Here is a 13,271-nt window from a genome sequence, read left to right as displayed (position 1 = left end):
GCAATGCCAGGGGAAATGCCAGGGGAGCGGCGGGCAGGGCCGGCGACGCGAGTGACAGCGAAGAGGAGAAGAAGGTGTCCCAGGAGATCCATACCAATCCGACCCCAGAGCGCTCTGCCGCCTCCGGTGCCGGGGCCGCGGCGAGGGTGTCGACGTCCCGTCCTGCCCGGGTCGCGGGCACTGGGATCACCTCTGACCCGCTCGACACCGCCCGGCTTGCAGCCGCAGTGGCGGATCCGGCCGCCGGAGCCGTGGCCACCTTTGACGGCAGGGTACGTAACCATGACGGCGGGCGCGGGGTGAGGGCTATCCGCTACTCGGCCCACCCCAGCGCGAACGAGGTGCTTACGGCAATCGCCACTGAGATCGCCGACCGGGAGGGACTGCGCGCGCTCGCGGTCGCGCACCGCGTGGGCGAGCTTGCCGTGGGGGAGACCGCGCTCGCCGTGGCGGTCAGTGCCGATCACCGCGCTGCCGCCTTCGGAGCGGTGCACGACATCGTCGAGGAGGTCAAGGCCCGGCTGCCCGTCTGGAAGCAGCAGATCTTCTCCGACGGCTCTAGCGCTTGGTCCAATCTGCCCTGAGGGGTGGGGCCTGCCCTATGCGCCGACTGAGGAAGCGAGGTGGGCTAACCCCCGCCGGCGAGGCTGCAGTCAGCCACCCGCGAAGGGCGGCAGTACGTCGACCCGGTCACGGTCGTGTAGCTCGGACAGTGAGTCGGCCGGAGCGGAGAGGGAATTGACCAGGTAGCTGGACACGCCGATTACCTTGGCCATCTCCAGTCCGCGCCCGGCAAGTAGTTCTCGCAGGCCCGCCAGCGTTGTGCCTGGGGGCAGCTCCAGCCGTTCCTCGGTACGCCCCGCCGCCTGCGCGGCGGCGGCGAAGTAGTGCACCTCAATGGCAATGGTGCCGACAGTGCTCGCGGAGGCGTTGGACAAGCTCATCTCCTTGTTGTTGCTGCTTGCGGCGTTGGCCGGGTCAACCGCCGATCGCTGACATCGTACGGGCGGGCAGCGTGAATCCGCTGTCACCTGCCTGCGGATCATCGGAGCCGTGCGCGCGGGGCTTGGCCCACGTGGCGGCCGCCCAGATGCGTATCAGCTCCTCGTCGTCGGCCCCGGCGCGCATGGGGCCGCGCAAATCGGTCTCCGTGCTCGAGAACAGGCAGGTCAGCAGGCGGCCGTCGGCCGTCAGCCGGGTGCGGTCGCAGTCGGTGCAGAAGGGCGCGGTCACCGAGGCGATCACTCCTACCTGCCCCGCCGGGTACTCCTGCCCGTCCGGACCGACCCCCGCGGCAACTTCCCAAAGCGCTGCCGGACGCCGGTCCGGACGGCCCAGGGGGGTGAGGGAGAAGCCGGCCCGCTTCAGCACGTCAAGCACGTGCGCCGCGTCAACAACGTCCTCGGCACGCCAGGAACCACGTGGACCCAGTGGCATGTGCTCGATGAACCGCAGCCTCCACCTGCGCCGCAGGCACTGCGCCAGCAACTGCGGGGCACGCTCGGCGAGATCCGCAGGCAGAGCCACCGCGTTGACCTTGATCGGGTCCAGTCCGGCCGCCTGCGCCCCGGCGACGCCGCGCAGCACGTCCTCCAGCCGATCCCGGCGGGTCACCGCCGCGTACTGCTCCGGAGCGAGGGCGTCGATGGAGACGTTGACCCGGTCCAAACCAGCCGCCCGCAGGCCGGCGGCCCGCTTGTCCAGGCCCAGGCCGTTGGTGGTCAGGCCGATGTCCGGTTTGGTACCGGTGCGGCGCGTACGCAGGGTGGACACCGCCGCGACGATCTCCTCCAGATCCCGGCGCAGCAGCGGCTCCCCGCCGGTCAGCCGAATTCGCTCCACCCCCAGTCGCTCCACGGCCAGACGGGCCAGGCGGGCGATCTCGGCCGCGCTGAGCAGCTGCGGGGAGGGCAGCCACTGCAGGCCGTGCTCCGGCATGCAGTAGGTACAGCGCAGATTGCAGCGGTCGGTCACCGAAATCCTCAGATCGCGCACGGTGCGCCCGAAACGGTCCACCAACTGTGTGGGGATGGCCTCGGGCGCGAGGGTGACGGGCGGCGCGCTCATGCGGGGGATGGTAGTCAGCCGACGCGCACGATCTCCACGCGGGCGAAGCCGTCCTCCGCCTCCAGCAGCGTGTGCTTGACGGCCATGGGCAGCTGGTCGATCTGCGCCAGCAGCGGTGTGGGCACATGTGGTGCGAGCAGGTCGAAGCCCTCACCCACTCCCAGGGAGGAGACCGCGCCGAGGACCGCCGGATGACGCAGCCGGTGGGGGATGGGGCGCACGTCCAGGCACATGCGCTCGGCCTCCACTGCCCCGCAGCCGCAGCTGCTGTGGGAGTGGGTCTCCTGGATCGGGATCAGCTTTGGGTCTTCGCTCACGGATACCTCCTGATTAGTTCTTCAATCGTGCTGGCAGACGCCTTTGCGCCTTAGGCCACGGTGTGCGCGCGGACTTCGGTCGCGCTCCCGGAACCGCGCGCGGCACGACCGATTGCCGGGAGCCCATCCATTTTATTACGGTGTGCCACGTGGAAAACAAGGTGGCCTTAGCCGGTGGCACCGATAGCCGCCTAGGAGACGGGCGGCAGGCTCGCTCCGGACCGGGTGGGGCGTCCCGCCGAAACCGTCGGCGTAGTACCCAGATCCGGCGCAATGGCGTAGTGCTGGCCTGGTTCCTTGCTACGGCCGCACTCGCGGTAGGCGTCATCGGCGGGCCGCTGGCGGCATGGGGCACCTGGCTACCGCTGCATGCCTTGCTGCTCGGCGGCGTCGGCTCGGCCATCACCGTGTGGTCGGCCCACTTCGCCGACACCCTGCTGCACCGCCCCGCCCTCGGCGGCGCGGCCCTGCTGGACGCGCGCCTATACGTCCACAGCCTCGGCGCCATTGCGGTGCTGGTCGGCACCGCTGCCGGCCGTACCGCGGTGGCCCTGGCGGGCGTGAGCGTGGTGGTGGCCGCGGCCGCAGTCGGCGTGGTGGCGCTCGGTGTGCAGTACCGGCGTGCGCTCGCCCCCGCGATGGCGCCGTTGACCTTTCACTATCTCGCCGCCTTGACGGCCCTGGCCGCGGGCTCGGCGCTGGGGTACCTGGTCCACTGGGCGGACGGTCGCGGCGAGCTTCATCTGGCCGACGTCCTCTACCTCGCCCACACCACCACCATGCTGCTGGGCTTTGTGGGCATCACCGTGCTGGGCACGCTCACGGTACTGTGGCCGACCATGCTGCGCACCAGGATGGAGCCGACGGCGGCCCGCCTGGCCAGCCGGGGCCTGCCGGCGCTCGTGGTCGGCACCGCCACCACCGGCTGCGCGGGCCTGTGGCGCCCGGCGGCGGGCATGGGCGTGGCCGTGTACCTCGTCGGCGCCCTTACCGTGATCCTGCCGGCAACGGTGACGGCACGGCGTGTTAGGCCCACCTCCTTTGCCACCATGAGCGCGGCGGCCGCCGTCGGCTGGCTGCTGGCCTGTGCGGGCTTCATCGGCACCGGTGTCACCCTGGCCGCTGACGTAGCCGCCGCCCGCGATGTCATACACGACGCCCGCCTTGCCTTGGGCGGAGGACTCGCCCTGCAGATCGTGGCTGCCGCCCTGAGCTACCTGACCCCGGTCATGCTGGGCGGCGGAGCGGCAGCCGCACGCGCAGCCAACGCGCTTATGGACCGTGGCGCCGCCTGGCGAGTGACGACGGCGAACCTGTGCCTCCTAGCGGCGGTCGCCGAGCCGCTGCCTTGGAGCGTGCGGCTAGCCGGAGGCGTGGCGGCGGGGCTCACGGTTGCCTACGTGCCGGTGGGGATCGTCCTGAGCGTGCGGCGGGCTGCTTACCGACGTACGGAAGGCGGCCGTGTGAGTGGCGCTGAATCACGCCCGACCAAGAATCCCGCCGTCGGACTGGACGGGAACCGGCGCAGCACGCAGGAGGACGCATGAGTAACGTTAGTGACGCTTACAGCCGGGAGGACCGCGCCGGGAACGCCGGGTCAAGAGCGGACCGGGCGGCCGTCACCGCCGGCACCGCCCCCGCTGTCGGCCGGGGCGGGCGCCTCCGGGCAGGCAGTGCGGACCCGGGCGCGACGCGCCTGGATCGACGCGGGGCGCTTGTAGGCCTGCTGACGGTCGGCGGCACGGTGGCGGTAGGCGCAGCAGCGGCTGTCTGGCGGGAAGGCGGGTTGAGCCAGCGGCGCGATGACTCCGTTGCGGCCACCGGCCGGATCACGCGCGTGACCGTGAGCGTGGAGGGCATGCGCTTCGTGCCTGACACAGTGGAGGTACCCGTGGGCGACCGGCTGGAGGTCACGCTGGACAACACCGGCGACCAGGTCCACGACTTGGTGCTCCGGCTCGCTGACGGCGCCACCGCCTCCACCGGGCGGGTGGCTGCGGGGGAGCGCGGCAGCCTTGAGGCCGGCGTTGTCACAGGCCCGCTGGAGGGCTGGTGCTCCATCGCTGGGCACCGCGCCCAGGGCATGGTCCTGCAGGTCACTGCCTCGGGGCGGAGCCCCTCGTCTCTGTCGGCTGCCTCCGCGGATCGCGCGGCCATCCCCGACTATGCCGCCACCCTGCCCGACGACGTGGCCGCCTTCGATGCCGCCCTGGCACCGGCCGAGCCGGTCACCGTCCACGAGCACACCTTCACGGTCACCGAGCAGAGCATGTACGTGGGCGGCGGCGTCACCCAGCGGCGCATGACGTACAACGGGCAGGTGCCCGGCCCGGTGCTGCGCGGCAAGGTGGGCGACACCTTTCGCATCACCCTGGTCAACGACGGCTCCATGAGCCACTCCATCGACTTCCACGCAGGCGTGGTCCCGCCGGATGAGGTGATGCGCTCCATTGGCCCCGGCGAGTCCCTCGTCTACGAGTTCGAGGCGCAGCGCTCCGGAATCTGGTTGTACCACTGCTCCACCGCACCGATGAGTGTGCACCTGGCTTCCGGCATGCATGGCGCCGTCATCATTGACCCGCCCGGGCTCGCCGAGGTCGACCGCGAGTACCTGCTGATCCAGTCGGAGATCTACCTCGGCCCCGAGGGAGGCGAGACCGACGCGGACAAGGTGAGCACCAAGACCCCCGATCTGCTGGCCTTCAACGGCACCGCCTTCCAGTACCGCGACCGGCCGCTCGTGGCGGCTCCGGGGGAGCGGGTGCGCATTTGGGTGCTGGATGCAGGGCCTTCGCTGCCGACGGCGTTTCACGCCGTCGGGTTACAGTTCGACCAGGTCTTCAGCGAGGGGGCCTGGACACTCGGAGGACCCGAGGAGATCGGTGCCGCCTGGTCCGGTGGCGGGCAGGCACTGGGGCTTCAGCCCGCACAGGGCGGATTCGTCGAATGCGTTCCCCCCGCCCCGGGTACCTACACGCTCGTCAGCCACGCCTTCGCCGATATGGAGAAGGGCGCCATGGGGTATCTGAGGGTTACCGCTTGAGCGTGTGGTCTCCGGTGTGTCCGCAGGAGGGACCTCCGTGGGCTGCGAACGATACGTGGCAGCCGTCGGGGCGCAGCGGGGACAGCGTGAGGTGGGCGGCGGCACCCTTTGCCCGGGGCGCGGCCTCGGACTCGGCGCCTGCCCGGCAGCGGGCGTAGCGCTCGTTGAGGAAGCTCTCGTGCATGACGCACACCAGTGGGTGGGGCGGGCGCGAGGAGGTCACCAGGGGGCAGGCCTTGAGCACTAGCTGCTCGCCGTCGAAGTCGGGGGCGAAGCCCATAAGTGACAGGTGCTGCGCCAGGGCCGTCAGCTGCGTCTCGGGGCGCCCCGCCTGCGGGACTGGGCTCGCCGGATCGGCGGGAGTCAGCTGTGCCCAGCGGCGGCCGATTGCCTTGGCGCGTTCCCGCGCCTGCTCGCCGTCCCCGAGTTGGTCGATAACGGCGTCCAGCAGGGCCAGGTAGGACCCGGCCACTCGCGCCGGGTCTGGGCCGGCGGGAGCGTACTGCAGGGCGGGGCGTCCGCGACGCCCGGTGGGGTTGGTGGATGCGTTCACGAGGCCCGCCTCCACCAGGGCGTCCAGGTGCTCGCGAACCGTGTTGTGGTGCAGATTCAGGGTGCGGGCCACATGCGCTGCGGTCAGCGGGTGCGAGGCGTGCTCAATCTCCTCGAGTACCCGACGACGCGCTTGGGACAGCTCGGCCCGCACTGACAGATCTGCCCAGGCGGGACGGGGAAGGGGCGCCGCTGGGACCGAGGGGACGGACATATGCATAGGCTAACGTCTGTTCGGGCCGCCGCGTGGGCAAACGACTTGCCGAACGTGGCGCGTATCCCGTCCTGTCCGGGTTTCAGCGTCGGCGTGGCGTCGTCGGGTCCTCGGCCTCCAGGGCGGGGGCGAGCAGGCGCCGGAAGGAGTCGACCCGGGCCCGGCGCCGCCCGCGCTCCGCGGGCTCCAGCGCGGAGTCGGCGGACCAGTCGTCCAGGGCGCACTCGATCACGCCGGTCTCGTGCGTGCAACCGCGCGGGCACTCCTCTGCGACCTCGGTCAGGTCCGGGAAGCCACGCAGCACGTCCGCGCTGGATACGTGCGCCACCCCGAAGGAGCGCACCCCGGGGGTGTCGATCACCCAGCCGCCGCCGGGTAGCTCCAACGCCTGCAGGTTGGTGGAGGTGTGGCGGCCGCGACCGGTGACCACGTTCACCTCCCCGGTGACCCGCTCCGCCCCGGGCACGAGCGCGTTGATGAGCGTGGACTTGCCCACGCCGGAATGACCGACGAACACCGAGGTGCGGCCGGTGATCAGTGCACGGACCGCCTCGACGCCCTCACCGGCGCGGGAGGCCTCGGCCCGGCTGGAGGGGTCCAGGCGCGTGGCCACCGAGCGCACCCCCAGCGGCTCGTACAGCCCCAGCAGCGCATCGGCGTCGGCCAGGTCCGCCTTGGTCAGGACCAGCAGTGGTTCCATGCCGGCGTCATAGGCGGCCACCAGATACCGGTCGATCATGCGCGGGCGCGGCTCCGGGTCCGCCAGGGCGGTGACGATCACCAGCAGGTCGGCGTTGGCCACCACCGGCCTCTCCGTGCCAGCCGTGTCCCCGTCCTCCGCGCTGCGGCGCAGCAGAGTGCGGCGCTCCTCGACGCGCACCATGCGGGCGAGGGTGTCCTTGCGGCCGGAGGTGTCCCCGACGACGGCGACCCGGTCCCCGACCACGACCTTCCCGCGTCCCAGCTCGCGGGCCTTCATCGCCGTGATGTCGCCGCTGCCGTCGGCGGTGAGAGCGGGGTCCTCCAGGCGGATGCGGTAGTGACCGCGGTCGATGCGGGTGACCATGCCGGGCACGGCGTCGGCGTGGGCAGGGCGCTGCTTGGTGCGCGGGCGTGAGCGCCTGCCGGGGCGCACCCGTACGCGCGGATCGTCGGTGCCGATGTCACGGCGGGCCATCAGCGCGCCTCCTCGGCGGCATCCGTCATATCTGCCGGTTTGGGCACGTCATTTGTGCCGGTCTCGGCATGTAACAAGTGCCGGTCTCGGTGAGTGGGGGAGTGCCCGTCCAGCAGGCGGGCCCACAGGCCGGGGAAGTCGGGCAGGGTCTTGGCGGTGCAGGCGATGTCGTCCACCTCCACGCCGCTCACCCCCAGGCCGACGACGGCCGCGAAGGTCGCCATCCGGTGGTCGGCGTAGGCGCGCAGCCGGGCCGGGTGTAGGCGCTGCCCGGCGGGCAGGGAGGCGACCTCCAAGCCGTCAGCGGTCTGGCGGGCCCTCCCGCCGACCCGGTTGATCTCAGCCTCCAGCGCCGCCAGGCGGTCCGTCTCGTGCCCGCGCAGGTGGCCGATGCCGCGCAGGCGCGAGGCGTGCCCCTGCGCCGAGGCCAGGGCCGCCAGCGCGGCCACCGTGGGGGTCAGCTCTCCGACGGCGGACAGGTCGGCGTCGATCCCGCCGAGCTCACCGGTGCCGATGGCAGTCAGTGTGAGTGAGCCGTCCGCCTCACGGACCTCCTCGACGGCGCCGCCCAGGGCGGGCAGCAGCCACCGCCAGGCGTCCCCTGCCTGGGTGGTGCGCTCCGGCCAGTGGCGTACGCCGACGCGCCCGCCGGCCACCAGCGCCGCCGCCAGGAATGGGCCGGCGTTCGACAGGTCCGGCTCAATTGAGACCGCGCCACCCCGCGGCGCGCTCGGGTGCACCGTCCAGGTGCGCGCGCCCACGGGCGCGTCGGCGTCCGGCTCGTCCACGGCGATGCCGCGTCCGCGCAGGAACTCCACGGTCATGGCCACATGCGGCAGGGACGGCACCGGCCCGGTGGGGGTGACGGCCAGCCCGCCGGGAAGCAGGCACCCGGCCAGCAGCAGCGCGGACAGGAACTGGGAGGAACCGGAGGCGTCCACGCGCACCCGGTGCGGCGCCTTGGGGCGGGCCGGGTCGGCGGGGCGCAGCAGGTCCCCTCCGCCGGGGCCGACGCGCACGGGCAGGAAGCCGGGCTCACCCAGATAGGCGACCTGCGCGCCGAGATCCTCCAGGGCGTCCAGGAGCGGGGCCAGGGGGCGACGGCGGGCGGCGGCGTCGCCGTCGAAGACCACGGGCGCGTCGGCCAGCGCGGCCAGCGGTGGGATGAAGCGCATCACCGTCCCGGCCAGGCCGCAGTCGATGCGGGTCACGCCGTCGGCACCGGCACGGGCCGGGAACGGGCGCGGCGCGGGCGTGACCCGCAGGGCCCCGTCGGCCAAGGCGCCGGACTCATCGGGAAGTTCCTCGAAGCGGGCCCCCAGCGCCGTCAGGGCGGCACGCATGAGCTCGGTGTCGCGCGAGCGCAGGGCGCCGCGCAGCGTCGTCGGGCCATCCGCCACTGCGGCCGCCACCAGCGCCCGGGCCGTAAGCGACTTCGACCCCGGCAGGTCCACGACGGCGTCCAGCGGGCCGGTGGCGGTAGGCGCAGCCCAGGGGCGAGACGCGGGCTGAGGAACGGCAGCCACCTCGGTCACAGCGCGTCGACGATGGCGTTCAGGGCCGCGCTCGGGCGCATGGCGGCATCGGCCAGGGCCGGGTCGGGCAGGTAGTAGCCGCCCAGCTCGACCGGGTGCCCCTGCACCGCCACCAGCTCGTCCTGCACCTGCTCGTTAACCGCATCCAACTGCTCGGCCACGGGCGCGAAGCGCGCGGCCAGGTTGGCGTCCGCCGTCTGCGCCGCCAGCTCGCGCGCCCAGTACAGGGCCAGCCAGGCGTGGGAGCCGCGGTTGTCGACGCCGCCCAGGCGGCGGGCGGGGGAGCGCTCCTCCTGCAGCAGGGTGGTGGTGGCCTTGTCCAGGGCGTCGGCCAGCACCGTCGCCCGCGTGTTCCCGCTCACCTGCGCCACGTGCCGCAGCGCCTCCGCCAGCGCCAGGAACTCACCCAGGGAGTCCCAGCGCAGGTAGTCCTCTTCAAGCAGTTGGCGCACGTGCTTGGGGGCGGAGCCCCCGGCGCCGGTCTCATACAGGCCGCCGCCGTTCATCAGCGGCACCACCGACAGCATCTTGGCGCTCGTACCCACCTCCAGGATGGGGAACAGGTCGGTGTTGTAGTCGCGCAGCACGTTCCCGGTCACCGAGATCGTGTCCTCACCGCGGCGCGCCCGCTCCAGGGACAGGCGGGTGGCTGCCACCGGGTCCAGGATGCGGATATCCAGGCCGGCGGTGTCCTCGTCGGCCAGGTAGCGCTCCACCAGGGCGGCGATGGTGCGGTCGTGGGCACGCTCGGGGTCCAGCCAGAAGACGGCCGGCGCCCCGGTGGCGCGCGCCCGCACCACGGCCAGGTGCACCCAGTCGCGTATGGCCGCGTCCTGAGCCTGGCAGGCGCGCCAGATGTCCCCGGTCTCGACGTCGTGGGTCAGCAGCACGGTGCCCGCCGGGTTGCCCGTTCCGGCGGTGACGACCACCTCGACGGTGCCGTCGGCGGGGATCAGGAAGGTCTTGTCGTGGCTGCCGTACTCCTCGGCCTTGCGGGCCATCAGCCCCACGTTCGGCACCGAGCCCATGGTGCGCGGGTCCAGGGCGCCGTTGGCCTTGCAGTCCTCGATGACGGCCTGGTACACGCCCGCGTAGGAGGAGTCGGGGATGACGGCCAGGGTGTCGTCCATGGAGCCGTCGGCGTCCCACAACTTGCCGCCGGCCCGGATCATGGCGGGCATGGAGGCGTCGATGATCACGTCGGAGGGCACGTGCAGGTTGGTGATGCCGCGAGTGGAGTCCACCATGTTCAGCCGCGGGCCGGAGGCTAGTTCCGCCTGCAGGCTCGCCCGGATCTGCTCGCCCTCGGGTAGGGCGTCCAGCCCCGCCAGGATCGAGGCCAGCCCGTCTTCGGCGCGCAGTCCGGCGGCGGCCAGCGCCTCGCCGTAGGTGCTGAAGGTCTGGGGGAAGAAGGCGCGCACCGCGTGCCCGAAGATCAGCGGGTCGGAGACCTTCATCATGGTGGCCTTCAGGTGCACCGACAGCAGTACGTCGTCGGCCTTCGCCGCTGCGTTCGCCCCCGCCAGGAACTCGTCCAGCGCCCGCGCCGACATGAAGGTGGCGTCCAGGACCTCCCCGGCGGTCACCGGCAGTGCCTCACGCAGCACCACCGGCTGCCCGCCGTCGGCCGGAACCAGCCGAATCTGGACGGTGCCCGCCTCCGGTACCACCACGGAGCGCTCGTTGTGACGGAAGTCATCGGCGTCCATGGTGGCCACGCGCGTCTTGGAGTCCGGGCTCCACGCGCCCATGGAGTGCGGGTGGGTGCGCGCGTAGGCCTTGACGGCCTGCGGGGCGCGGCGGTCGGAGTTGCCCTCGCGCAGCACCGGGTTGACGGCGCTGCCCTTGACGGCGTCATATGCCTCGCGCACCTGCCGCTCGGTGTCGGTGGCGGGCTCGTCGGGGTAGTCGGGCAGGTCGTAGCCCTTCTCGCGCAGCTCGGCGATGGCGGCCTTTAGCTGCGGCAGGGAGGCAGAGACGTTGGGAAGCTTGATGATGGTGGCGGTGGGGTCCTGCGTGAGAGCGCCGAGCCGGGCCAGGTCGTCGTCCACCAGCCCGAAGGCGGCCAGAATGCGGCCCGCCAGGGAGATGTCCGCGGTGCCCACACTCACGTCGGCCGCCCGGGTGAAGCCCTTGATGATCGGCAGCAGGGAACGGGTCGCCAACATGGGCGCCTCGTCGGTCAGCGTGTAGATGATGTCGGGCGTCCCGGCGGGGGCGCTGGAGGCGTTCTGGGCGGTCACCGGTTGTATTCCTTCATGTTCCTCGAGGGCGTGTGTGGGCCTGACCCGGGGGCCGGCGGCGGCCGACGGGCGTGTCCCAACGACGAGGTTAGCGCGACGCGGCGGCGGTTCGCGCCGGGACCACCGGCTCGTACTCGGCGCGCACCTGCGCCTGTGCTGCCGCGATCGCTTCCCTGAGCCGACGGCGATTGTTCCACCGCCAAGCCAGGGAGGGGCGCCCCTCGCGATCAACCGCGGACAGGGCCAGCCCTGCGCCGACGGCGGCGGACCGCATCAGCCCAGACAGCGCTTCCTTACGCTCGTCCTGGCTCTCGACGGCCCAGACCGGGTTATTGACCAGTGCCAGCGGGACGTTGAGGACGGCCAGCACCGTGGCGCAGGTACGCGGCGCCCGACCGGTGGCCAGCCCGAGTCCGGCGGCCACACTCACCGCTCCGCTGACGCGGGTGAGTAACTCGGCGTCAGAGTGCAGCACGGGCGGGACCCCGGCCTTCTCCAACCAGGGCTGCACCCGCTCGAACTTATCCGCATGCCGTTTGGGGCGGGCGAGGGCGTCAATGCCATCGGCGATGAAGGGGGCGGCAAGAGCCGGGCGGGCAACGGTGCGCAGAAGATCCATGTCACCCATCCTCGCGCACCGCGCCGCCCGTTGCCAGTAGTCCGGCCGAGGTAGCCGGCGGAGGTAACCGGGAATGCGCGGACGTCTCTCACCGTTAGGGTGCCTGATGAATGTTTCCCCAACCAGCTCAGTCCCGGGGCCTGCGCCCATCACCGATACGGGTGGTGGACTCGGCCTGCTGCCGGACGCGGTGTTCGCTATGAGACCACTCGCACATGGGGTGGAGTCGCGAAGCACTTCCGGCGGGGGCGGGCTAGGCTCGTGGACGATGATGACGGACTCAGACAAACTCAGCCCTGCGGATCCGCCCGGTGGTATCACCCAGACGCCCGCGGAAGCCGGCTCCGACGAACTCGACCGTGCTCCGGCCGACGAGTCCGACGCGGCTCGCGCGGCCCGTTTCGAGGCCGATGCCCTGCCGTATCTGGATCAGCTTTACGGTGCGGCGCTGCGTATGACGCGCAACCCGGCTGACGCCGAGGACCTGGTCCAGGACACCTACGCGCGGGCCTTCGGTGCCTTCCACCAGTACCGGCCCGGGACCAACCTCAAGGCCTGGCTCTACCGGATTCTGACAAACACATTCATCAACACCTACCGCAAGAAACAGCGCGAGCCACTGCAGTCCGACGCCGACTCGGTTGAGGACTGGCAGCTGCATCGGGCAGCCTCCCACGACTCTGTGGGACTGCCCAGTGCGGAGAACCTCGCCCTGGACGAGCTGCCGGACGAGGAGATCAAGACGGCACTGGGAGAGCTCAGCGAGGACCGGCGTCTGGCCGTGTACCTCGCCGACGTTGAGGGATTCTCCTACAAGGAGATCGCCGACATCATGGGCACCCCCATCGGCACTGTCATGTCGCGCCTGCACCGTGGGCGGCGGCAACTGCGTGAGCTGCTGGCGGATCATGCCAGGCAGCTGGGCTATATCAGCGAGGAGAAGAAGCACTAATGGGTGAGAAGATCCCCACCGAACCCTGTTCGTGCTCCGAGGCGCGCGCTCACCTGGAGCGGTTCCTCGACCACGAATGCGACCGCGATCTAGAGGCACGGCTGGCAGAGCACGTCGCCTCCTGCGAGCACTGCTCCCGCCAGGCCGACGCCGAGCGTCACCTGCGTGAGCTGGTGCGCTCCCGCTGCGCCGAGCAGGCGCCCGCCTCCCTGCGGGCGCGCGTGCTGGGCCAGCTATCGGCCGCGCGCATCACCACGGCGGGTGCCGCGGTCACGTCAGTGGCTGTGGCGGCTGTGGCCGCCGAGAGTCTCGAGCGCCGCTGACTCGTGCAGGCCGGGCGGGCGCGTGCAGCCAAGCCCCGCCAAGGCGTCGGTTGTGTCAGCGCTCACCGGCGCAGCCGAATTGCTCGGCTGGCAGTATCGGGGCGCGGTATGCGAAGATACCCGGAGTTCCGTGCCCCTCGGGGCGGATAAGAACCACCAGACATCAGGAGGCAGGAATGAGCAAGCGCGGTCGTAAGCGCCGTTCGCGCGCTAAGAACAGCGCCAACCA

At 71.6% G+C, this 13,271-nt stretch carries 13 protein-coding genes; 5 read left to right on the top strand and 8 right to left on the bottom strand.

All coding sequences use genetic code 11. The features are described 5' to 3' along the window. Positions 1–146: 146 nt before the first annotated feature. Positions 147–584, top strand: coding sequence for a molybdenum cofactor biosynthesis protein MoaE (locus GZ998_RS13210; RefSeq protein ID WP_374939204.1), 438 nt, complete (start codon positions 147–149; stop codon positions 582–584). Positions 585–653: 69 nt separating this feature from the next. Here GZ998_RS13210 and GZ998_RS10325 read toward each other — a convergent pair whose 3' ends face one another. The 3 genes from GZ998_RS10325 to GZ998_RS10315 are packed head-to-tail and all read right to left on the bottom strand — an operon-like array spanning position 654 to position 2,384. After that, entirely contained in the window at positions 654–944 is a 291-nt protein-coding gene (locus GZ998_RS10325) for a MoaD/ThiS family protein (protein WP_161923817.1), read from the bottom strand. Positions 945–978: 34 nt separating this feature from the next. Continuing rightward, positions 979–2,067, bottom strand: coding sequence for a GTP 3',8-cyclase MoaA (moaA, locus tag GZ998_RS10320; protein WP_219109780.1), 1,089 nt, complete (start codon positions 2,065–2,067; stop codon positions 979–981). 14 nt (positions 2,068–2,081) lie between these two features. Then, on the bottom strand, positions 2,082–2,384 hold the full coding sequence (locus GZ998_RS10315; protein WP_162679410.1) for a DUF2249 domain-containing protein: 303 nt from the start codon (positions 2,382–2,384) through the stop codon (positions 2,082–2,084). Between the two features lie 281 nt (positions 2,385–2,665). Here GZ998_RS10315 and GZ998_RS10310 point away from each other — a divergent pair, with 281 nt between their 5' ends. Together GZ998_RS10310 and GZ998_RS10305 are read left to right on the top strand one after the other, a co-directional pair. Next, positions 2,666–3,931 (top strand): hypothetical protein, encoded by a 1,266-nt coding sequence (locus tag GZ998_RS10310; RefSeq protein WP_308807218.1) that lies wholly within the window; start codon positions 2,666–2,668, stop codon positions 3,929–3,931. Further along, on the top strand, positions 3,928–5,427 hold the full coding sequence (locus tag GZ998_RS10305; protein WP_219109779.1) for a multicopper oxidase domain-containing protein: 1,500 nt from the start codon (positions 3,928–3,930) through the stop codon (positions 5,425–5,427). Before GZ998_RS10310 ends, GZ998_RS10305 begins: the two co-directional genes overlap by 4 nt. Here GZ998_RS10305 and GZ998_RS10300 read toward each other — a convergent pair. The 5 genes from GZ998_RS10300 to GZ998_RS10280 form a co-directional block, all read right to left on the bottom strand. After that, a complete protein-coding gene (locus GZ998_RS10300; protein ID WP_161923821.1) occupies positions 5,417–6,193 on the bottom strand; it encodes a metalloregulator ArsR/SmtB family transcription factor in 777 nt (258 codons plus the stop codon). The genes GZ998_RS10305 and GZ998_RS10300 overlap by 11 nt on opposite strands. An 82-nt stretch (positions 6,194–6,275) precedes the next feature. Continuing rightward, on the bottom strand, positions 6,276–7,370 hold the full coding sequence (gene rsgA, locus GZ998_RS10295) for a ribosome small subunit-dependent GTPase A (protein ID WP_162679412.1): 1,095 nt from the start codon (positions 7,368–7,370) through the stop codon (positions 6,276–6,278). After that, entirely contained in the window at positions 7,370–8,896 is a 1,527-nt protein-coding gene (gene aroA / locus GZ998_RS10290; protein WP_219109815.1) for a 3-phosphoshikimate 1-carboxyvinyltransferase, read from the bottom strand. The genes rsgA and aroA overlap by 1 nt, the downstream gene beginning before the upstream one ends. Positions 8,897–8,901: 5 nt before the next feature. Further along, positions 8,902–11,148 (bottom strand): NADP-dependent isocitrate dehydrogenase, encoded by a 2,247-nt coding sequence (locus tag GZ998_RS10285; RefSeq protein WP_308807216.1) that lies wholly within the window; start codon positions 11,146–11,148, stop codon positions 8,902–8,904. Positions 11,149–11,236: 88 nt separating this feature from the next. After that, positions 11,237–11,767, bottom strand: a complete 531-nt coding sequence (locus GZ998_RS10280) for a DoxX family protein (protein WP_219109778.1) — start codon at positions 11,765–11,767, stop codon at positions 11,237–11,239. A gap of 271 nt (positions 11,768–12,038) precedes the next feature. On the opposite strand from GZ998_RS10280, the gene GZ998_RS10275 reads away from it, so the two are divergent. After that, positions 12,039–12,719: a sigma-70 family RNA polymerase sigma factor gene (locus GZ998_RS10275; RefSeq protein WP_161925287.1), complete on the top strand. Its 681-nt coding sequence runs from the start codon at positions 12,039–12,041 to the stop codon at positions 12,717–12,719. Beyond that, complete coding sequence (gene rsrA / locus GZ998_RS10270; RefSeq protein ID WP_161923825.1) at positions 12,719–13,042, top strand: mycothiol system anti-sigma-R factor; 324 nt, start codon at positions 12,719–12,721, stop codon at positions 13,040–13,042. Before GZ998_RS10275 ends, rsrA begins: the two co-directional genes overlap by 1 nt. Positions 13,043–13,271: the final 229 nt, after the last annotated feature.

The sequence above is a fragment of the Actinomyces sp. 594 genome, from assembly GCF_019325145.1.
Classification (GTDB): domain Bacteria; phylum Actinomycetota; class Actinomycetes; order Actinomycetales; family Actinomycetaceae; genus Actinomyces.
The sequence above is the reverse complement of the archived record's forward strand: the minus strand, read 5'-3'. Positions and strand labels throughout refer to the sequence as shown.

What these genes read in the sequence shown, in the direction of transcription:
- GZ998_RS10325 (WP_161923817.1), bottom strand. Translation starts at nt 944, where the DNA reads ATGAGCTTGTCCAACGCCTCCGCGAGCACTGTCGGCACCATTGCCATT.
- GZ998_RS10305 (WP_219109779.1), top strand. Translation starts at nt 3,928, where the DNA reads ATGAGTAACGTTAGTGACGCTTACAGCCGGGAGGACCGCGCCGGGAAC.
- moaA (WP_219109780.1), bottom strand. Translation starts at nt 2,067, where the DNA reads ATGAGCGCGCCGCCCGTCACCCTCGCGCCCGAGGCCATCCCCACACAG.
- GZ998_RS10300 (WP_161923821.1), bottom strand. Translation starts at nt 6,193, where the DNA reads ATGTCCGTCCCCTCGGTCCCAGCGGCGCCCCTTCCCCGTCCCGCCTGG.
- GZ998_RS10275 (WP_161925287.1), top strand. Translation starts at nt 12,039, where the DNA reads ATGACGGACTCAGACAAACTCAGCCCTGCGGATCCGCCCGGTGGTATC.
- rsgA (WP_162679412.1), bottom strand. Translation starts at nt 7,370, where the DNA reads ATGGCCCGCCGTGACATCGGCACCGACGATCCGCGCGTACGGGTGCGC.
- rsrA (WP_161923825.1), top strand. Translation starts at nt 12,719, where the DNA reads ATGGGTGAGAAGATCCCCACCGAACCCTGTTCGTGCTCCGAGGCGCGC.
- GZ998_RS10280 (WP_219109778.1), bottom strand. Translation starts at nt 11,767, where the DNA reads ATGGATCTTCTGCGCACCGTTGCCCGCCCGGCTCTTGCCGCCCCCTTC.